16 protein-coding genes and 1 riboswitch are annotated in these 17,048 nt (G+C 40.4%); of the genes, 7 read left to right on the forward strand and 9 right to left on the reverse strand.

Translation table 11 applies throughout. From position 1 onward, the window contains the following. Positions 1 to 423 carry an SA1362 family protein gene (locus J2S05_RS18555; protein ID WP_306985478.1) on the forward strand — a complete coding sequence of 141 codons (423 nt, stop codon included), beginning with the start codon at positions 1 to 3 and terminating at the stop codon, positions 421 to 423. Positions 424 to 463: 40 nt separating this feature from the next. Here J2S05_RS18555 and J2S05_RS18560 read toward each other — a convergent pair whose 3' ends face one another. The 3 genes from J2S05_RS18560 to splB all read right to left on the reverse strand — a co-directional run bounded on the left by J2S05_RS18560 (position 464) and on the right by splB (position 3,057). Continuing rightward, positions 464 to 1,354 carry a patatin-like phospholipase family protein gene (locus tag J2S05_RS18560; RefSeq protein WP_306985481.1) on the reverse strand — a complete coding sequence of 297 codons (891 nt, stop codon included), beginning with the start codon at positions 1,352 to 1,354 and terminating at the stop codon, positions 464 to 466. 109 nt (positions 1,355 to 1,463) lie between these two features. Next, the gene (mntR, locus tag J2S05_RS18565; protein ID WP_306985483.1) at positions 1,464 to 1,895 is read right to left on the reverse strand and encodes a transcriptional regulator MntR; all 432 of its coding nucleotides are present in this window, start codon (positions 1,893 to 1,895) and stop codon (positions 1,464 to 1,466) included. 136 nt (positions 1,896 to 2,031) lie between these two features. Continuing rightward, positions 2,032 to 3,057, reverse strand: coding sequence for a spore photoproduct lyase (gene splB / locus J2S05_RS18570; protein WP_306985485.1), 1,026 nt, complete (start codon positions 3,055 to 3,057; stop codon positions 2,032 to 2,034). A gap of 181 nt (positions 3,058 to 3,238) precedes the next feature. Here splB and dat point away from each other — a divergent pair, with 181 nt between their 5' ends. Further along, positions 3,239 to 4,063: a D-amino-acid transaminase gene (gene dat / locus J2S05_RS18575; RefSeq protein WP_306985487.1), complete on the forward strand. Its 825-nt coding sequence runs from the start codon at positions 3,239 to 3,241 to the stop codon at positions 4,061 to 4,063. A gap of 48 nt (positions 4,064 to 4,111) precedes the next feature. On the opposite strand, the gene J2S05_RS18580 is transcribed toward dat, so the two are convergent. The 3 genes from J2S05_RS18580 to J2S05_RS18590 form a co-directional block, all read right to left on the reverse strand. Then, positions 4,112 to 4,942, reverse strand: a complete 831-nt coding sequence (locus J2S05_RS18580; RefSeq protein ID WP_306985490.1) for an SDR family oxidoreductase — start codon at positions 4,940 to 4,942, stop codon at positions 4,112 to 4,114. 3 nt (positions 4,943 to 4,945) lie between these two features. Next, complete coding sequence (gene helD, locus J2S05_RS18585) at positions 4,946 to 7,273, reverse strand: RNA polymerase recycling motor HelD (RefSeq protein WP_306985492.1); 2,328 nt, start codon at positions 7,271 to 7,273, stop codon at positions 4,946 to 4,948. Between the two features lie 187 nt (positions 7,274 to 7,460). After that, on the reverse strand, positions 7,461 to 8,300 hold the full coding sequence (locus J2S05_RS18590; protein ID WP_306985494.1) for a lipoate--protein ligase family protein: 840 nt from the start codon (positions 8,298 to 8,300) through the stop codon (positions 7,461 to 7,463). Positions 8,301 to 8,447: 147 nt separating this feature from the next. On the opposite strand from J2S05_RS18590, the gene J2S05_RS18595 reads away from it, so the two are divergent. From J2S05_RS18595 to J2S05_RS18615, 5 genes are all read left to right on the forward strand, one after another. Beyond that, the gene (locus tag J2S05_RS18595; RefSeq protein ID WP_306985497.1) at positions 8,448 to 8,834 is read left to right on the forward strand and encodes a rhodanese-like domain-containing protein; all 387 of its coding nucleotides are present in this window, start codon (positions 8,448 to 8,450) and stop codon (positions 8,832 to 8,834) included. 138 nt (positions 8,835 to 8,972) lie between these two features. Further along, positions 8,973 to 9,674, forward strand: coding sequence for a response regulator transcription factor (locus J2S05_RS18600; RefSeq protein ID WP_306985499.1), 702 nt, complete (start codon positions 8,973 to 8,975; stop codon positions 9,672 to 9,674). After that, complete coding sequence (locus J2S05_RS18605; protein ID WP_306985501.1) at positions 9,671 to 11,020, forward strand: sensor histidine kinase; 1,350 nt, start codon at positions 9,671 to 9,673, stop codon at positions 11,018 to 11,020. The genes J2S05_RS18600 and J2S05_RS18605 overlap by 4 nt, the downstream gene beginning before the upstream one ends. 2 nt (positions 11,021 to 11,022) lie before the next feature. Further along, positions 11,023 to 11,745 carry a PepSY domain-containing protein gene (locus J2S05_RS18610; RefSeq protein WP_306985503.1) on the forward strand — a complete coding sequence of 241 codons (723 nt, stop codon included), beginning with the start codon at positions 11,023 to 11,025 and terminating at the stop codon, positions 11,743 to 11,745. A 105-nt stretch (positions 11,746 to 11,850) separates the two neighbouring features. Next, the gene (locus tag J2S05_RS18615; protein ID WP_306985505.1) at positions 11,851 to 12,603 is read left to right on the forward strand and encodes a PepSY domain-containing protein; all 753 of its coding nucleotides are present in this window, start codon (positions 11,851 to 11,853) and stop codon (positions 12,601 to 12,603) included. A gap of 115 nt (positions 12,604 to 12,718) precedes the next feature. Here the strand turns inward: J2S05_RS18615 and gcvPB are convergent, their stop codons facing one another. Genes gcvPB through gcvT form a run of 3 tightly spaced genes read right to left on the reverse strand, consistent with a single transcriptional unit; the run spans position 12,719 to position 16,642 of the window. Continuing rightward, positions 12,719 to 14,182, reverse strand: a complete 1,464-nt coding sequence (gene gcvPB, locus J2S05_RS18620) for an aminomethyl-transferring glycine dehydrogenase subunit GcvPB (protein ID WP_306985507.1) — start codon at positions 14,180 to 14,182, stop codon at positions 12,719 to 12,721. Then, positions 14,179 to 15,522 carry an aminomethyl-transferring glycine dehydrogenase subunit GcvPA gene (gene gcvPA, locus J2S05_RS18625; RefSeq protein WP_306985509.1) on the reverse strand — a complete coding sequence of 448 codons (1,344 nt, stop codon included), beginning with the start codon at positions 15,520 to 15,522 and terminating at the stop codon, positions 14,179 to 14,181. Before gcvPA ends, gcvPB begins: the two co-directional genes overlap by 4 nt. Positions 15,523 to 15,538: 16 nt before the next feature. Continuing rightward, positions 15,539 to 16,642, reverse strand: coding sequence for a glycine cleavage system aminomethyltransferase GcvT (gene gcvT / locus J2S05_RS18630; protein ID WP_306985511.1), 1,104 nt, complete (start codon positions 16,640 to 16,642; stop codon positions 15,539 to 15,541). A gap of 169 nt (positions 16,643 to 16,811) precedes the next feature. Beyond that, positions 16,812 to 16,903: riboswitch (glycine riboswitch) on the reverse strand. Positions 16,904 to 17,048 lie beyond the last annotated feature (145 nt).

The following is a 17,048-nucleotide window of genomic DNA, read 5'->3' on the forward strand; positions in this document are numbered from 1 at the left end:
ATGCGTCGATTCTTTCAGATTGCCTTTCCAACTCTTATTATCTTGGCCTTAATAGGATTTATTACCTCAATTATTAATGATCCGTTGCAGGTCCTGAGATCCATCTTAATTTTTGCAGGAATTGCTGCCGCTATTTTCTTTATATACCGTTTCTATATGTCTAGAAAATACGGGGTTCCCATCTTTCATTCTAATGAAGGTCCAACACGGGCCCAACTAAAGAAAGCAAAAAGAACTAGTACTGTAAGGTCAGCCGGACCTGTAAATCACAGCAAGTTAAAGCCAGCAACAACCAAACAAATGAAACGAAATCAAAAGCCATTCAAAAAAGTTGCTTCCAGACGCTCCGGACCACAGTTAACGGTCATTGAAGGCAAAAAAAATAAATTCAAATCAAAAAAGAAGAATCGCGCCTCCTTTTGAGTGTGCGGTTCTTCTTTTTTTACCTGGACCACTCAACTTGCTAATACGTCCATCGTCCAAGAAATTTATTCGTTTTGGATTCTCCTAAGGTAATGAGTTCTTGCTTTTCAATCGTAGTTAGATTAAAGTCTGTCGCCTTAATATCTGTTACCGGAATAAAAATAACATTGCGCGCATCTTCGTCTTCAATGTGGCGCGTATCATGGGCAGATGTCATGGTATCAAAAACAGCCTTATAGAGATCGATCGCATTTTTTATTTTATGAGGCGGTCGCTCATCAATTTTAGGTGTCAGCTGCATTCCTATGACGGGTCGTCTCCACGTATTCTTTTCACCATCACGGAACAGCCATATCGGAAAATTACTTAACAGCCCTCCATCAACGATATATGAAAAATGACCTGAACGATCATAAAGCTTTACGGGTTCAAAAAAATAAGGGATGCTGCAACTCATTCGAATCGCTTTTGCCACTGAGAAGGACTCTGCGCGTATACCATACTTATCCAGATCATCAGGAAGAACAACCATTTGGCCTTTTGACAGATCTGAAACCACTACTCGTAACGATTGTGCTGGTAAGTCGCCAAATGTCACAATGCCTTTCGCCTTCAGCAGCTCGCGAATCCAACTTTCTAGCGCGTCCCCTTTGTACAAACCCAATTTAAAATAAACTTGTAGCCACTTTATAACGGTTAAAGGCAAATAAGATAAACGCTCGTCCTTAAATGATTCGATATGAATATCATTAAGAATGTCCATCATTTCAGAGCTTGTATAACCTGCTTTAAGCAAGGCTGCTACGATTGATCCGGCACTAGTACCTGCCACACGCTCAAACTCATATCCTCTTTTTTCTAATACACCCAATGAGCCTAGAAAGGCAAATGCTTTAACGCCTCCTCCAGCAAAAACCGCATCTATTTTCACGAACATCTCCTCCTACAGCCATTTTATGTGGAGGGAGTAAGGCATATGTATTTTAAGGCATCAAAAAAACGCCCCTATCTAAAAGGAGCGTCCATTTGGAAGTTGATGCTTATTCTTGATTAGCTTCTTCATTTTTCTTTTGAACATTACGCAATCCATCTATTCGTTTTTGCTCCTCATTGAAAAACTGAACGACATCGCCAATACGATCAATCGCATCCCAGCTCAGATGATGTTCAATTCCTTCAACGTCTTGATAAATATGTTCTTTATCCACACCAATAATGGTCATAAATTCTTCCAGCAACTCATGACGGTATACAAGTCGTTTACCAATCTTGTTTCCTTTTGCTGTTAGAATTAATCCTCTGTATCGCTCATAGATAAGATACTCACTTTTATCAAGCTTTTGGACCATTTTTGTGACGGATGAGGGATGCACCTCGAGCGCCTCAGCAATATCCGATACTCGGGCATAGCCTTTCTCTTCGATTAACATATAGATCCGCTCCAGGTAATCTTCCATGCTTGGTGTAGGCATAGGGTCCCCTCCAATTTATCAACGAACAGGCACACAGTTGTGCATCCGTACTTTAAGTAAAATACCACCATCTATTTTACTACAACTGCAGGCAAATAGACACCCTAAACCAAGTATTCGTCGAAAAAACGAAGATTTACGTAAAGTACTCTAATTTAGCTTCAGGAAAATACTTATCAATATAAGACTGTATCGTCTCTTTTAGTTGTCCAGCCTCATCATCTTTGTATACGTACTTTCCTCGTCCATAACGGCCCCATTTGTACTTTCTCTCATCTTCATTCATCTCGAGCTTTGTCTTTGGATATCGTTTCTCAATAATACGCTTCGCTGTTTTGGTGAACCGATGCTGAATTAATTCAAAGGTCATATCCTTTTTTGCATACGTTGGCAATATGGACTCCAGTCGCTCAAATAGCTCTTGATATCCCTTCTCCCATCCTTCATACCACACAATGGGGGCCACGATAAATCCAATAGGATAATCTGCTTTTGCTACTTTTTGGGCAGCTTCAAGGCGCTCAAGAAACGATGATGTACCTGGCTCAAAATGTTTAATGACATGATCTGAATTCACACTAAAACGAAAACGAGTGTTTCCATTATGTTTTGCATCTAACAAATGATCGACGTGATGATATTTAGTTACAAAACGTAAACGTCCCCATTCCGTTTGCCCAATGTGTTCAATCGTCTTCTTTAATGAATGAGTGAGATGATCTATCCCAACAATGTCTGATGTACATGCCGCTTCAAATCGAGTCGGTTCAGGTGCTCTTTCCATCATATATTTGTCTGCTGATTCAAAGATCTCATCCAAATTCACATAGGTTCGTATATAAGGCTTATCGCCAAGAGTCGTTTGAAGATAGCAATAATGACAGTGACCCATACACCCTGTAGCTAATGGAATCGCATATTCGGCGGACGGTTTAGATGTATCAAACTTTAGAGTCTTACGAACCCCTACTACCAGTGTAGATTTGGCATTACGATATTTTTGTAAATCATTTTTACCTGGAATATTTCGTACCTGATTGTGTGAGGTTGTCTCTCTTATCTCAACCCCTTCTTTTTCGAACTTCTCTTTTAACTGTCGCCCTAACGGATATTCTAAGGCGCCCGGTTCAATGTAAACCAATTGAGGATAAAAAGCCTTCATTTCTGCACTTCCTTTCGTATCTTTAGGGTGCACATGAAACAGGCATTCACTTATGTTACATACTGGTAAATCCTCAATTAGCTTTCATCGAGTATGAAAAGCGTGTAAAATCATTGACAATTTTTTTGGTTCATGTTCAGATTGTATGGAATTGATAAGAACGATTGTGGAGGTCAACCAAATGAACTATGTATTGGACAATATGAAGATCGTGCCCGAGAATACAGCAGTAATCCAACCTAATGACCGCTCCTATCACTTTGGAGATGGCGTGTATGAGGTTGTACGAGTCTATAACCAGAAGCCTTTCCAACTAGAAGCACATTGGGAACGACTTTTTCAAAGTTCAAAAAAATTGGACATCAACCTAACCGTTTCAGCTAATGAATTAACGAATGCAACCAATGAATTACTTGAAAAAAATCAAGTGACAGATGGAGCCATTTATATTCAAGTTTCCAGAGGAGCCACTCCTCGTAACCATCTTTATTCTCGTGAGGAAACACCCATTATCACAGGGTTTACAATGAATGCACCAAAAAGCAAGCAAGAGGAAGGAATTTCTGCTTGGGTCACAGATGATATGCGCTGGTTGCGTTGTGATATCAAAACCGTTAACTTACTTGGGAATATTATGGCTAAACGAGAAGCTGCTGATGCTGATTGCTTCGAGGCGATCATGCACCGTGATGGAACAGTGACTGAGGGATCCTCCTCTAATCTTTTTTTAGTGAATGACGGCACACTTTATACACACCCTGCAACAAACTTGATCTTAAATGGCATTACACGCCAGGTTGTGATCGATCTTGCCAATAAAGCTGGCATTCAAGTCGTTGAGGAAGCTTTTCCAAAAGATGTTCTAGACCATGCCGATGAAGCCTTCATCACAAGTACTACAAGTGAAGTAACGCCCATCGTTGAATTTAAGGGACAAGTGACTGCTACGATGCCTATTGGACCCGTAACAAAGAAGCTTCAAGCTCTATTTAAAGACTTAATTTAAATGGAAAAAGGCCGATCACCAAAAAGTGAATCAGCCTTTTTCTTTTTTCTATTTTAATTTATTCATCACAACTCGTTCAATGACACTCCATGGAAGTATCCACTTAAACAAAAGTAGCATCCGAGAACTCCTACCTATCGGATAACGGAGTTTCGGTCGCTTGGACCGAGCAATTTCAAGTATCTTATGTACTACTTTAGCTGGGTTACCTGATTTGGATGCTGAGTGTGTAGCTGATGCCATCAGCATATGAATATATGGTAAATAATCGTCATCCTCGCCTATACTCGCTTCCTGCATGCCTTTTTCCCAGATCTTTGTTCGAAAAGGACCTGGTTCAACAAGGCTGACATGTACGCCAAAAGGTAACATCTCAAGTCTTAGTGATTCACTAAACCCTTCAAGCGCAAATTTTGAAGCAGAATAAGGACCAAGAGCCGGAAAACCGAATCGTCCACTTATACTACTAAGCATAATGATTTTGCCTCGTCGACGCTTTCTCATCTCCGGTAAAAAGGCTTTTGTTAGAGCAATGACCCCTAACACATTTGTATCAAATTGATTACGCCATTTTTCCATTTTAACAGCTTCAGTTGGCCCTCCCTGACAATAACCTGCATTATTAATCAAGATATCAACTTGTCGCTTTTCCTCTGACAATTGCTGCTTTAACTGCTGAATATCGGCCTCTTTAGTGACGTCCAATGGATACAACCGAATATGATGAGCACATCCTAACTGCTCGGCTTCTGACAATAATGATGAAGAGTTAGAGAGGTCACGCATCGTGGCATACACCTCGTAACCTGCCCTAGCAAGAGCTAATGTGGTTAAATACCCAAACCCACTGCTAGCTCCTGTTATTAGCACTCCTGTCATTGATTAATTCCTAACCAATCTATAAACGTCCTGTGATACTTCGTCTAAGAATGTAGTCATTTTACCAAGAGAAAAAATAACTAACTCATGCATTGCTCTTGTACACACAGTATAAAATAACGTGCGCTCATGTTCTTGTTTATACACATGCGTTGAGGCATCATGGACAATGACTGCATCAAATTCAATTCCCTTTGATAAATAAGAAGGAACGATATGAAGACCACGTTCAAATTCATGTGAGTTCTTTGTTAATAGCTTTACAGGCACCTGATCTTTAATCCGATCGTAAAGTTCTTCACTCTCTATGGCTGTTTTTGTAATAATTGCGATGGATAAATGCCCTACTTCTTTTAAGCGCAAGGCTTCTTGAATGATCTGTTGGTCAAGCTCCTGCTCATGGTCCACAGAAACGACTAACGGTTGGTCACCCTTCCGATTGAACGCCTCAATTCGATCACCATCTGTAATAATCTGCTTTGTTAGGTCAACAATTTGTTTTGTTGAGCGGTAACTCTTATTTAACGTCATAACTTGGTGCTGCTTATCAGTATGCAAACTCTCATCAAGCATGGTCATCTGATGTTGGGACTGAGCATAAACCGCTTGATTCACATCACCAAGAATCGTCATGTTTGCAGCTGGATAGATTAGTTTTAGGTATTCAAATTGAAAAGGTGAATAATCCTGTGCCTCATCAATAAACACATGCTGAATGACATGATTTGCTTTCACTCCACCAAGGCGGTCTTTTAAATATAAGTATGGGGTGACATCCTCGAAAAGCATCTTTTTCTCATCAAGCTGTTCAAGTGTTCGCTCACAAATTTCGTTCCAATCAGTGGGTACACTAGAATGCGATTGTTTAAATACGTTCTTAAATAATCGATCCACATGAATAAAATTCATCTTTTTCACAGCATTTTTCAACGGCTTAAATTGTTTAGCGACTAGTTTCTCAGCGAGCTTCTGCCGTTCGTACTTTGCTTCATCGAAAGTATCTTCTTCTAACCCACGTTCAACCTGATACTCTTTCTGAACTTCTTGGTAAGCGTCCACACCAAGTAACTCGATTTCATCTTCAACCCAGCCATTACTTCGCTCCAGCTTTTCCAATCGAGTAAGTTTGATGAGTAACCATTCAGCCGTTAGCTTCATTCGGTTATTAAGAGGAATCGTTCGATCTAACGAATAGAAGTATGCACTAATTCGCGAAGCCTCGATGAGAATCTCTCCTCTAAACCGAACTTGTTTGAATAAAAGCCCCTCATTAGACAATCGTTCTAAATAATCATCAATCATCTTTTTGAATGCTAGGCTTGATTTGTATCGAATGCCAGAAACTTCACTCTCATACTGAGGCCCCTCTGCAAGAGTTAATAGCTTTTCGGTCTGCATGAAAGCATCTTCTATCTCGTATGTAGTCCCCAACCTTTTGGATATATACTGAAGAAACGTTGTCTGCTCCATGTTATCCTCACCTAGTTCTGGAAGAACCTTTGCTACATAACTGTTAAAAAGCGGATTGGGTGAGAATAGCATCATGTTTTTAGCTGAAAGAGTATCTATGTGACGATACAGTAAATAAGCAGCTCTTTGAAGGGCTGCAGAGGTTTTGCCACTGCCTGCTGCACCTTGCACTACGAGGTAACGACTGGATTCGTCTCGGATCAGTTGATTCTGCTCACTTTGAATGGTCGCTACAATGCTTTTCATTTGTGAATTGGCTTCATTGCCTAAAACTTCTTTAAGCAAATCATCACCAATCGTCAAACCTGTGTCAAACATACTTTTAATCTGACCAGACTGAATAATAAATTGACGTTTTTTTGTCATCTCCCCTTCGGTTGTACCCTCTGGAGAGGTGTAATACGCTTCCCCTGGTGCAAAGTCATAATACAAACTAGAAATAGGAGCGCGCCAATCATGGATTAAAAAATCCTTTTGTTCTTCGTCTAATAAAGATGAGATTCCTAGGTAGATGGATTGGACTTCATCTTGACCCTCTTCCCGGAAATCAATACGTCCGAAATAAGGCGATCCTTTTAACCGTTCTAATGTATGGATTGTCTTATCCATTTGACCATGAGTTCGCTCGCGTTCTCCTAATAATTCAGATTGCTGCTTGATACTGGAGATGCTTTCCGCAGCATCTTCAGGGTTATCCATATTAACCGTCACATCTTCCCAAAACGTTTTGCGAAGTTGGATGATTTCTGACTTTGTTTTTTGGTCATGCTTCGTGAGTGCGTCTATTTCTTTTCCAACATGCGATCTAATATGATTAACTCTTTGTTGCTCTGCTTCTTTTGAATCAAGGTTCTGACTCATTCACTCACGCTCCTTAAAAAGTTACTTGACATGATTAATATACTTTGATAAGCTATAGTAGAGATAAAATTGTTTGTTTTCACTTGAAGTCTCCATATTATATCGTACCATGCAGACGTTGCAGCGGCAAGGTCTTTTTTATATTTTAGATCCCTCTGACTTTTTGTTAGAGGGATCTTCTTTTTGTTTACTTACGATAGTTCCATTCATCTGTCCCATATCTTCTTTCAATAATCGCTTCAACTTCCTGTTCTTCTTCATCGGTTAACGTGTACGGTTCCAGTTTAATTGATAATCCTCTTTCGAATCCAAGCTTAAACACTTGGCTTGCTTCATAAACTGACATGGGTATTTCTCTAAGTTCATTAATAGACACAGCTTTATTTTTAAAATTACGTTGCATTCGTTCACGGATTCGATCACTTGAGTATCGGAACAAATCAAATAGCTTATCTTCATCTAAATTGAGAATAATGGAACCATGCTGAAGGATGACGCCCTTTTGTCTTGTTTGGGCACTCCCTGCCACCTTACGCCCTTCCACCACAAGTTCATACCAAGAAGGCGCATCAAAACAAACAGCAGAGCGCGGATTCTTTAATGCCTGCTTATCAGTATCCGTTGCAGGAATGGAAAAGTACGCCTCCATCCCCGCTTCCTTAAACCCTTCAAGCAGTCCTTCCGATATCACTCGATAGGCTTCCGTTACAGACGCTGGCATGTTAGGATGAGACTCAGAAACGATGACGCTGTATGTAAGCTCCTGATCGTGCAATACTCCACGACCTCCAGTTGGCCTTCTAACAAAGCCTAGTCCGTGCCGCTTAACTGCATCCATATTAATTTCTTTTTCTACTTTTTGAAAGTATCCAATTGAAAGCGTAGCTGGATTCCAGCCATAAAAACGTATAGTCGGTGGAATCTTGCCTTTACTATGCCAATTTAGTAGGGCTTCGTCCAATGCCATATTATATTCTGGAGTTCTCTTTTTAGAGTCAATAAATCTCCATACTTCAGTTTTCGCCATCTGCTTTTCCCCTTTCATACACCTGTTATTGTAACAAAATAGAAATCATTCAGCCAAGTCACAACTGAACACGTTGCCAAATAGTCGCTAGACCTTTATAATTCAAATAGAAAAGTTATTTAGTTGAAGGAGTGTGCACCACCAGTTATGGATATTATGCAGTATATTATCATTGCGGTTTTATTCGCATTAATTGTGTTTTTGCTAGTTAGACGATTCTACACACCTAAGTATATTAACAATTTAAGCCAAGAAGAATTTATTAAAGGGTATCGCAAAGCCCAACTTATTGATGTTAGAGAGCCGCGCGAATACGATGGTGGTCATATTCTTGGAGCCAGAAATATTCCGATGTCTCAAATCCGTCAACGTATTAATGAATTCCGGAAAGATCAGCCGATATATCTTTATTGTCAAAGTGGTGCCAGAAGCCGTCAAGCGGCCAGTATTATCCGCAAAAAACGTGGCGCAACGGAGATCTATCAGTTAAAATCCGGCTTTCGTAAGTGGACAGGCAAGATTAAAAAGAAATAAGCTCATGCCTTTGATGACAACTCCTCCACTTATTGTGGGGGAGTTTTTTAGTCCTCGACTAACTAGTGGCTTGCGATAATTGACATCTCATTGTACAGTAACGGTAAAACAACGGCCTCTTGGAAAGGTTTGAAGAACATGACAGACGAGAGAAAAATTCTAATCGTTGAAGACGAGGAAAAAATCGCCCGTATCTTAAAGCTAGAACTAGAATATGAGGGGTATCAAACAGAGAGCGTGCACGAAGGAATAAAAGCGTGGGAGCTCTTACAAAATCAATCATGGGCGTTAATTATTTTAGATGTGATGCTACCTGGATTAAGCGGAATGGAAGTATTACGTCGAATGCGAGATCGAGGAGATCTTACCCCTGTTATTATGCTAACTGCTAGAGATACAGTTGTAGACAAGGTATCTGGCTTGGATCAAGGGGCTAATGATTATGTAACCAAACCTTTTGAAATTGAAGAGCTACTGGCAAGAATTCGAGCAAATGTAAGACAAAACACGTTATCTAAACCAGAAGATAACAGCCTACTCCTTCAATCAGGTGATTTAGAAGTTCATACCGCTTCAAGGGAAGTGAAAAGATCAGGGAAAGAGATCACCCTTACTGCTCGCGAATATGATTTATTAGTTTTCCTACTTCATCATCCCAACCAGGTTTTGACACGTGATCAGCTTCTTCAGCAGGTCTGGGGATTTGATTATGTTGGAGAGACAAACATAGTCGATGTCTATATTCGATATCTGCGCCAAAAGATGGACAAAGACTACGATGTCAAACTACTCCACACAGTCCGTGGCGCTGGATATATGCTGAAAGTACGCAACTCATGAAACTTAATCGAAGAATCATTTTGTTTTCTACAGCATGGCTGTTTATCGTGCTAGTGATTGTAAATAGTGCAGTCTATATCTTCTTCAAACAATTCATGGAGAATTCTGAGATAAACCAAATTGAAGAGCAGGGCCAAGCTGTCATCGAAACAATTGGTGATAGCCCTAACCCTAGTCAATTAGTAGATAACTATCTAATTGGAGAAGGAATGCTACGAGTGGTCCGTCCAGATGGCTCGACTGAAAAAGCTCTTGCAGAGAATCCAATTTTTACTCAGATCCCCCCAGCTTATACACAAAGGTTGGATTCAGAAATTGTTACGCACAATAACATGGAATATGCAATCTCACGGCATCCTCTAATCTGGGATGATGGAACGGTCATGACACTTGAAAGAGTTGAATCAATCGAACATTATACAAATGCGCTGCAGCTCCTTCAAAGAGTTTTAATAACTGCTTCTATTTTAGTCTTGATTCCTTCCTTTATTGCAGCACAGTTGCTTAGCCGATTTATTTTAACACCTATCCGGACTCTTATTGGGACGATGCAAGAAATCAGGCAAAAAGGTGCATTCAAGAAAATAGAAGTCCCTTCTAAACAAACCGATGAGTTAGCTCAAATGAGCGTGACCTTTAATCATATGATTGACTTGCTACAACGGAATTTCGAGCAACAACAACAGTTTGTTTCAGATGCTTCACACGAATTAAAAACACCATTAACCGTCATTGAAAGTTATGCACGTTTATTAAAACGCTGGGGTATGAAAGACCCCGCTATTTTAGATGAAGCCGTTGAAGCCATTTATTCTGAGGCGCTAAGAATGCGTGGAATGACCCAGCAAATGCTGGATCTAGCAAATGGGGAAACAGAGACACAGCAGCCAATGACAAAAGTAAACCTTACAGATATTGTTCAAGAAACAGCAGAGAAAATTGGTCACTCGTTCAAACGAGAAATTAAAGTCACATCCTCCGAGACTGTTATGGCTCTCGGTCATGAAGACAAATATAAGCAGCTCCTTTTTATCCTACTAGAAAACGGGATCAAATATAGTAAGGAACCACTCGCCCTTCGAATCTATAGAAAAGTGGATGAAGCAATCATTGAAGTATCTGATTCTGGGATTGGTATTCCTGAGCATACTCAATCAAAAATATTCGAACGCTTTTATCGAGTTGCCGAAGATCGTAATCGTCATTCCGGTGGATCTGGATTAGGACTATCTATTGCACAAAAAATTGTAGAAGAATATGATGGAACCATTCACGTTAAAAGCAAAGAAGGTTTAGGTTCTACATTTATCATTAGCCTTCCACTTCATCAATCAAAGGAGGAGTAAGTATGATCAGAACACCATTACGTATAATTTTGCTCATCACTTCTCTTATCCTTGTTGCTGGAGTTGTGGTCTTTTTCTTTCTCCGACCTACCGATCCGTCTATTAGCTTAGATGATGTGAGGGAAATGATTGTCACTCAGTATGGAAATGAACCAACAGAGATTCGTTACGTAGACGGTGTTTACTATGCATCGATTCAGCGTGATGATGGATTATATGAGATTGAAATTAGTGAAGAAACGGGGACCATCCTCTCTCTTGTTCCTATAGAAGAAGATGAGAATGAACCTACCCCTGATGACTCAACAGAGACAACAGAGCAACTAACAAAAAATGATGCAAAACAAAGAATAACCGAACTGATTCCTCAGGATGCCGACATTAAAAACCTTATGCTTGTTAATGGGTCTCCTCCCGTTTGGAAGGCAGAGATCGAAGCCGATCAAGGGGATGGAGAAATTGAGATCCATGCGGAATCCGGAGATGAGCTGTCCAATACACTACCAGCCCCAGATGATTCACCTGAACAATCTACTTATATTACTGAAGAAAGAGCCATTGACATTGCACTCAATGAAGTAAATGGTGTTGTTGATGATGTAGACTTCGAAGATTTTAACGGTCGCAAGGTGTATGAGGTCGAAGTTGAAATCACAGAAACAGATGAAGATGTAACGGTGATCATCGACGCTATCACAGGACAAATTATTCAATTCGAATATTAATCATTTTCTCATCAAATTCTCATTTTATATTCAGCGTCCTTTCATTTTGGCTCGATATACTGTGGTTAGAGTTAAAAAAACAACAAACGAAAGGATGATTTGAAAATGAAAAAGCCACTTGTACTAACATTAGCAGGAGTATTAGCCATCGGAGGAACATCAGCTGCCTTAGCATCAACAGGAGGTAGCAATCAAGTCGCAACAGAGCCAGTGTTGACTCTTCAAAGTTCAAATAGTCCAATTACTGAGCAGGATGCAAAAAAAATAGCTGAAGATTTTATTGGCGGTAAAGTGACTGATATTGAAAAAGATACAGATGATGGTGTGGTTTACTATGAAGTGGAAGTTGACTTAAATGGAGAAGATTACGATCTAGATATTTTAGAGGAGAATGGACAAATCATAGATGCTGATGGGAACTTGCTTCGAACAGATGCATCATCCTCAGCCGCTATTTCACAAGAAGATGCTGAAGCCGCAGCTAAAGAAGCCGTGAGCATGGACACAGTAATCAAAACAGATCTAGAAATCGAGAATGGACAATATGTTTATGAAGTAGAATTCAATGTAAATGGTGACGGTGAAGACGTTAAGGTAAATGGGGAAACTGGAGAAATCATTTCAATTGATGATGATTTTAATCTTGTAGTTCAGCAAGATGGTGAGCTCATCTCAGCCGAGGAAGCCAAAGCTATTGCAATCAAAGAAGTAGGCGATCAATCTAACGTAACAGAGATTGACTTAGATACTGATGATGGTCTCTCCATTTATGAATTAGAGTTAAACGTTAACGGCGTGGAGTATGATGTCGATATCAACGCTGTCACTAAAGAAGTCATTAAAGTAGAAAAAGATTAATTTGTTTCTTATAGAGTCCGCTTCCGCGGGCTTTTTTTCTTTCATCCAACATGACTTCACTGTAAAAATCATAAAAAACAAGGAAGGTCCCCCTCCCTTGTTTCATCATCAAACATTATTCAGCTTTTTGGTATCTCAAGACCGGCTTACGCGCAGCAAGCGTTTCGTCTAAGCGACCAATCACTGTGTGGTGAGGAGCTTCCTGTACGATCTCTGGATTCTCTTCTGCCTCTTTCGCAATCTGAATCATCGCCTCAATAAACTCATCCAAGGTTTCTTTCGATTCTGTTTCTGTTGGTTCAATCATCATACATTCCTCAACATTTAACGGGAAGTAGATGGTTGGTGGATGGTAGCCAAAATCAAGCAGGCGTTTGGCTATATCTAACGTACGAACACCAAGCTTCTTCTGACGTTTGCCTGAGAGAACAAATTCATGCTTACAATGTTGCGTGTAAGGCAGATCATAATGAGGAGCCAAACGACGCATCATATAGTTTGCATTTAACACGGCAAATTCCGAAACCTGGCGTAGCCCTTCTGGTCCCATCGTGCGAATATACGTGTAGGCCCGCACATTAATTCCGTAGTTTCCATAATAAGGTTTGACGCGACCAATTGATTTTGGACGATTATAATCAAAGTCGTACCCTTCTGCCGTTTTCACCAAAATCGGCTTTGGCAAGAAATCGATCAGGTCCTTTTTCACTCCTACTGGACCAGATCCAGGTCCACCACCACCGTGTGGTCCGGTAAATGTTTTGTGCAAATTCAAGTGAACGACATCGAAGCCCATATCTCCTGGTCTTGCAATCCCAAGAATGGCGTTTGAGTTTGCTCCATCATAATACAGCTTTCCGCCAGCCTTATGAATGATAGAAGCCATTTCAATAATATAACTCTCAAATAGTCCAAGTGTATTCGGGTTAGTAAGCATTAATGCTGCTGTTTCCTCACTAACAACCTCACGTAAATGTTCAAGATCCACAAGACCATGCTCATCGGTACGCACTGTTACAGATTCAAAGCCTGCAACTGTTGCTGATGCTGGATTGGTTCCGTGTGCTGAATCAGGAACAATGACCTTTGTTCGTTTAGAATCGCCTCTCGCTTCATGGTACGCACGGATCATCATTAGACCCGTCCACTCACCATGTGCTCCGGCTGCAGGTTGAAGAGTTACTTCATCCATTCCGGTAATTTCCGCAAGAGAGGTCTGAAGATTATGCAGCAATTCAAGTGATCCCTGAACTTGTTCTACAGGCTGATATGGATGGACATTGGCCAGTCCATCTATACGAGCAACATCTTCATTAATTTTAGGATTATATTTCATTGTGCATGATCCTAATGGATAAAATCCTGAATCTACACCATGGTTTCGCTTCGATAAAGCTGTGTAATGACGCATAATTTGCAGCTCTGATACTTCAGGAAGCTCTGGCTCGACTGCACGAACATATTCATCTGGAAGTAATGAATGGATGTCCTGCTCCGGAATATCAAGATCAGGCAAGCTATGTCCAACTCGTCCAGGTTTGCTTAATTCAAAAATCAATGCTTGATTATCTGTGCTCATTGTAATGCCCCCAATTCAATCGCAAATGCATCCAACTCTTCCTTCGTACGAACTTCTGTGACACAAATCAACATTTGTCCTGATAATGCTTCATCTTCTTGCTCTAGCTCATACCCACCAATAAACCCTTTTTCAAGAAGCTTTTCGTTCACGACCTTCACTGGCTGATTCAGCTTAATGACAAACTCGTTAAACGTTGGCTTTTCACTTACTAGCTTAATCCCTTGCTCTTGCAACTTTGTTTTTAGATATGCGGCTTTTTGGATGTTCTGATAAGCCATATCCTTCACGCCTTTTTTGCCAATAGCCGTCATAGCAACAGAGGCTGCTAGGGCATTTAATGCTTGGTTTGAGCAAATATTTGATGTCGCTTTATCACGACGGATATGTTGTTCACGTGCTTGCAAGGTTAAAACGAATCCGCGTTGCCCTTGGTCATCAACAGTCTGACCTACCAAACGACCAGGTACTTTACGCATTAACTTTTTCGTTGTTGCAAAATATCCACAATGAGGACCGCCATATTGCATGGAAATACCAAATGGCTGTGCATCTCCAACCACAATATCCGCTCCGAATTCACCTGGTGACTTAAGCAAACCTAAAGCAAGTGGATTACTAGAAACAGCAAGTAACGCTTTCCCTTGATGTGTAATCTCTTCAATTTCTGCTAACGGTTCGATATGCCCAAAGAAGTTAGGATATTGAACAAGAACACATGCCGTATCATCGGTGTAGTGCTCTCTAATCTTCTCAACATCGGTCACACCGTCTTTTGTATCAATTTCAATAACATTCAGACTCTGACCGTATGCATTTGTTTTTAGAACAGCTCGTGCTTCTGGGTGAACTGCTTTGGAAACTAGAATTGTTTTCTTTTTTGTATGTCCACAACTCATCATAGCCGCCTCAGCTAACGCAGTTGGACCATCATACATAGAAGAGTTTGCTAAGTCCATCCCCGTTAATTCGCAGATCATACTTTGGAATTCAAAGATTGCTTGAAGCTCGCCTTGAGAAATCTCTGGCTGATAAGGAGTATAAGCTGTGTAAAATTCTGAACGTGAGATCACGTGATTAACAATCGACGGAATGTAATGATCATACACACCTGCACCTAAAAAAGAAGGAGTGCTTTTTACAGACACGTTTTTCGCTGCTAGACCTTGAAAAAACTTAATGAGTTCAGGCTCTTTTAATGCTTTTTCAATATCAAGCTGTCCCTTAAAGCGAATTTCCTTTGGAATATCAGCAAACAACTCTTCAATCGAATCAACACCAATTGCTTCAAGCATCTCTCGGCTATCGGTTTCTGTCATTGGTAAATAACGATTATTCATAATCAACAATTCCTCCCTATGGACGCGGTCGTTTGTAAAATGGAGTGGAAACTACTTCGGCTGCAATACGTTTCTTGCGTACTTGAACCTCTACTTTTGTGCCAAGCTCTGTATACGTACGATCTAATAAAGCAAGACCGACATTTTTCTTTAACGTAGGTGATTGTGTTCCAGTTGTCACAAAACCAATCGATTGGTTTTCTACAAATACCTCATATCCTGCTCGAGGAATTCCTTTATCAAGCATTTCAATACCAACAAGCTTTCTGGTTAGACCTTCTTCTTTTTGTTTCTTAAGAGCTGCTTGACCAACAAACTCATCTTCTTTATTTACTTTCACAGCAAAGCCAATGCCTGCTTCAAGAGGCGAGATGTCCTTTGTAAGCTCTTGCCCATATAAAGCAAGCTTTGCTTCAAAACGAAGCGTATCTCGTGCGCCGAGCCCCGCAGGAATTAACCCTTCATTTTTGCCTGCTTCAAGAAGCTCTTTCCAAACAGCTGCTGCATCTTCTGATTTTATATAAAGCTCAAACCCATCTTCACCTGTATAACCCGTTCTAGAAACTAACGCTTCTACACCCGCTACTACCACGTTCTCTTTAAAACGAAATGGGCGAATGTCTGCAAGTGTACTATCTGTTTGTTTCTGAAGAATTCCTTCTGCTTTAGGACCTTGAATGGCTAATAGTGCTATTTCATCGGAGACATTTTTCATCGACACAGATTCAGGTTTGTATTGAATCATCCATTCCCAATCCTTCTCAATGTTTGACGCGTTCACAACGACTAAATACTTCTCATCCGTTTTTTTGTAAACTAGCAAATCATCCACTGTACCACCATTTTCATAACACATGGCTGTATAAATCGCCTGACCGTCATCCAGCTTAGAAAGATCATTTGTTAGAAGCTTTTGTAGAAAAGCTAAAGAGTCTTTGCCTTCAACTTCAAATTCTCCCATATGTGAGACGTCAAACAATCCAGCTTTTGTGCGAACAGCCTCATGCTCATCTTTAATGCTACTAAAATGAACAGGTAGGTCCCACCCTCCAAAATCAATTGTTTTTGCATTTGAATCCTGATACAAGTCAAATAAAGGTGTTCGTTTTAAATTAGCCATGCTTCTCCTCCTGATGAAAGAATAGTTTGAACTATTAAACAAAAAAAGACAGACTGATACACGCAATTGGTGTATCACCCTGTCCTTGAACCAGAAAGTTTCACTCGGGCATTTGCCGAATTGTCTTCGTGGGTGGCTTGCTATTATCAGCAAACTCTCTCCAGAGCTGCGTCAAGTAAAAGTCTTTTTTGCCTGAGAGATTCACATCACTGCTTGCTCCTTCGGCGCCGGGCAGTGCCCGATCTCTCCCTTTACCTTCATCCGCAAAAAGATTCGTATTATGTTTTGAATAAATTGGTACATACTAGTAGAACCTGTTGATGTTAACTACACTGTTTATCCTATCAATAGTCCACCTAAGGCGCAACTATATTTTGAGTCTTTCGCTAATTTTTCGACAAAGGAG

Source organism: Alkalicoccobacillus murimartini (assembly GCF_030813245.1).
Taxonomy (GTDB): Bacteria; Bacillota; Bacilli; order Bacillales; family Bacillaceae_D; genus Alkalicoccobacillus; species Alkalicoccobacillus murimartini.

Coding starts and splice junctions, on each gene's coding strand:
- J2S05_RS18555 (WP_306985478.1), top strand. CDS start 1: ATGCGTCGATTCTTTCAGATTGCCTTTCCAACTCTTATTATCTTGGCC.
- mntR (WP_306985483.1), bottom strand. CDS start 1,895: ATGCCTACACCAAGCATGGAAGATTACCTGGAGCGGATCTATATGTTA.
- splB (WP_306985485.1), bottom strand. CDS start 3,057: ATGAAGGCTTTTTATCCTCAATTGGTTTACATTGAACCGGGCGCCTTA.
- dat (WP_306985487.1), top strand. CDS start 3,239: ATGAACTATGTATTGGACAATATGAAGATCGTGCCCGAGAATACAGCA.
- J2S05_RS18580 (WP_306985490.1), bottom strand. CDS start 4,942: ATGACAGGAGTGCTAATAACAGGAGCTAGCAGTGGGTTTGGGTATTTA.
- helD (WP_306985492.1), bottom strand. CDS start 7,273: ATGAGTCAGAACCTTGATTCAAAAGAAGCAGAGCAACAAAGAGTTAAT.
- J2S05_RS18590 (WP_306985494.1), bottom strand. CDS start 8,300: ATGGCGAAAACTGAAGTATGGAGATTTATTGACTCTAAAAAGAGAACT.
- J2S05_RS18595 (WP_306985497.1), top strand. CDS start 8,448: ATGGATATTATGCAGTATATTATCATTGCGGTTTTATTCGCATTAATT.
- J2S05_RS18600 (WP_306985499.1), top strand. CDS start 8,973: ATGACAGACGAGAGAAAAATTCTAATCGTTGAAGACGAGGAAAAAATC.
- J2S05_RS18605 (WP_306985501.1), top strand. CDS start 9,671: ATGAAACTTAATCGAAGAATCATTTTGTTTTCTACAGCATGGCTGTTT.
- J2S05_RS18610 (WP_306985503.1), top strand. CDS start 11,023: ATGATCAGAACACCATTACGTATAATTTTGCTCATCACTTCTCTTATC.
- J2S05_RS18615 (WP_306985505.1), top strand. CDS start 11,851: ATGAAAAAGCCACTTGTACTAACATTAGCAGGAGTATTAGCCATCGGA.
- gcvPB (WP_306985507.1), bottom strand. CDS start 14,182: ATGAGCACAGATAATCAAGCATTGATTTTTGAATTAAGCAAACCTGGA.
- gcvPA (WP_306985509.1), bottom strand. CDS start 15,522: ATGAATAATCGTTATTTACCAATGACAGAAACCGATAGCCGAGAGATG.
- gcvT (WP_306985511.1), bottom strand. CDS start 16,642: ATGGCTAATTTAAAACGAACACCTTTATTTGACTTGTATCAGGATTCA.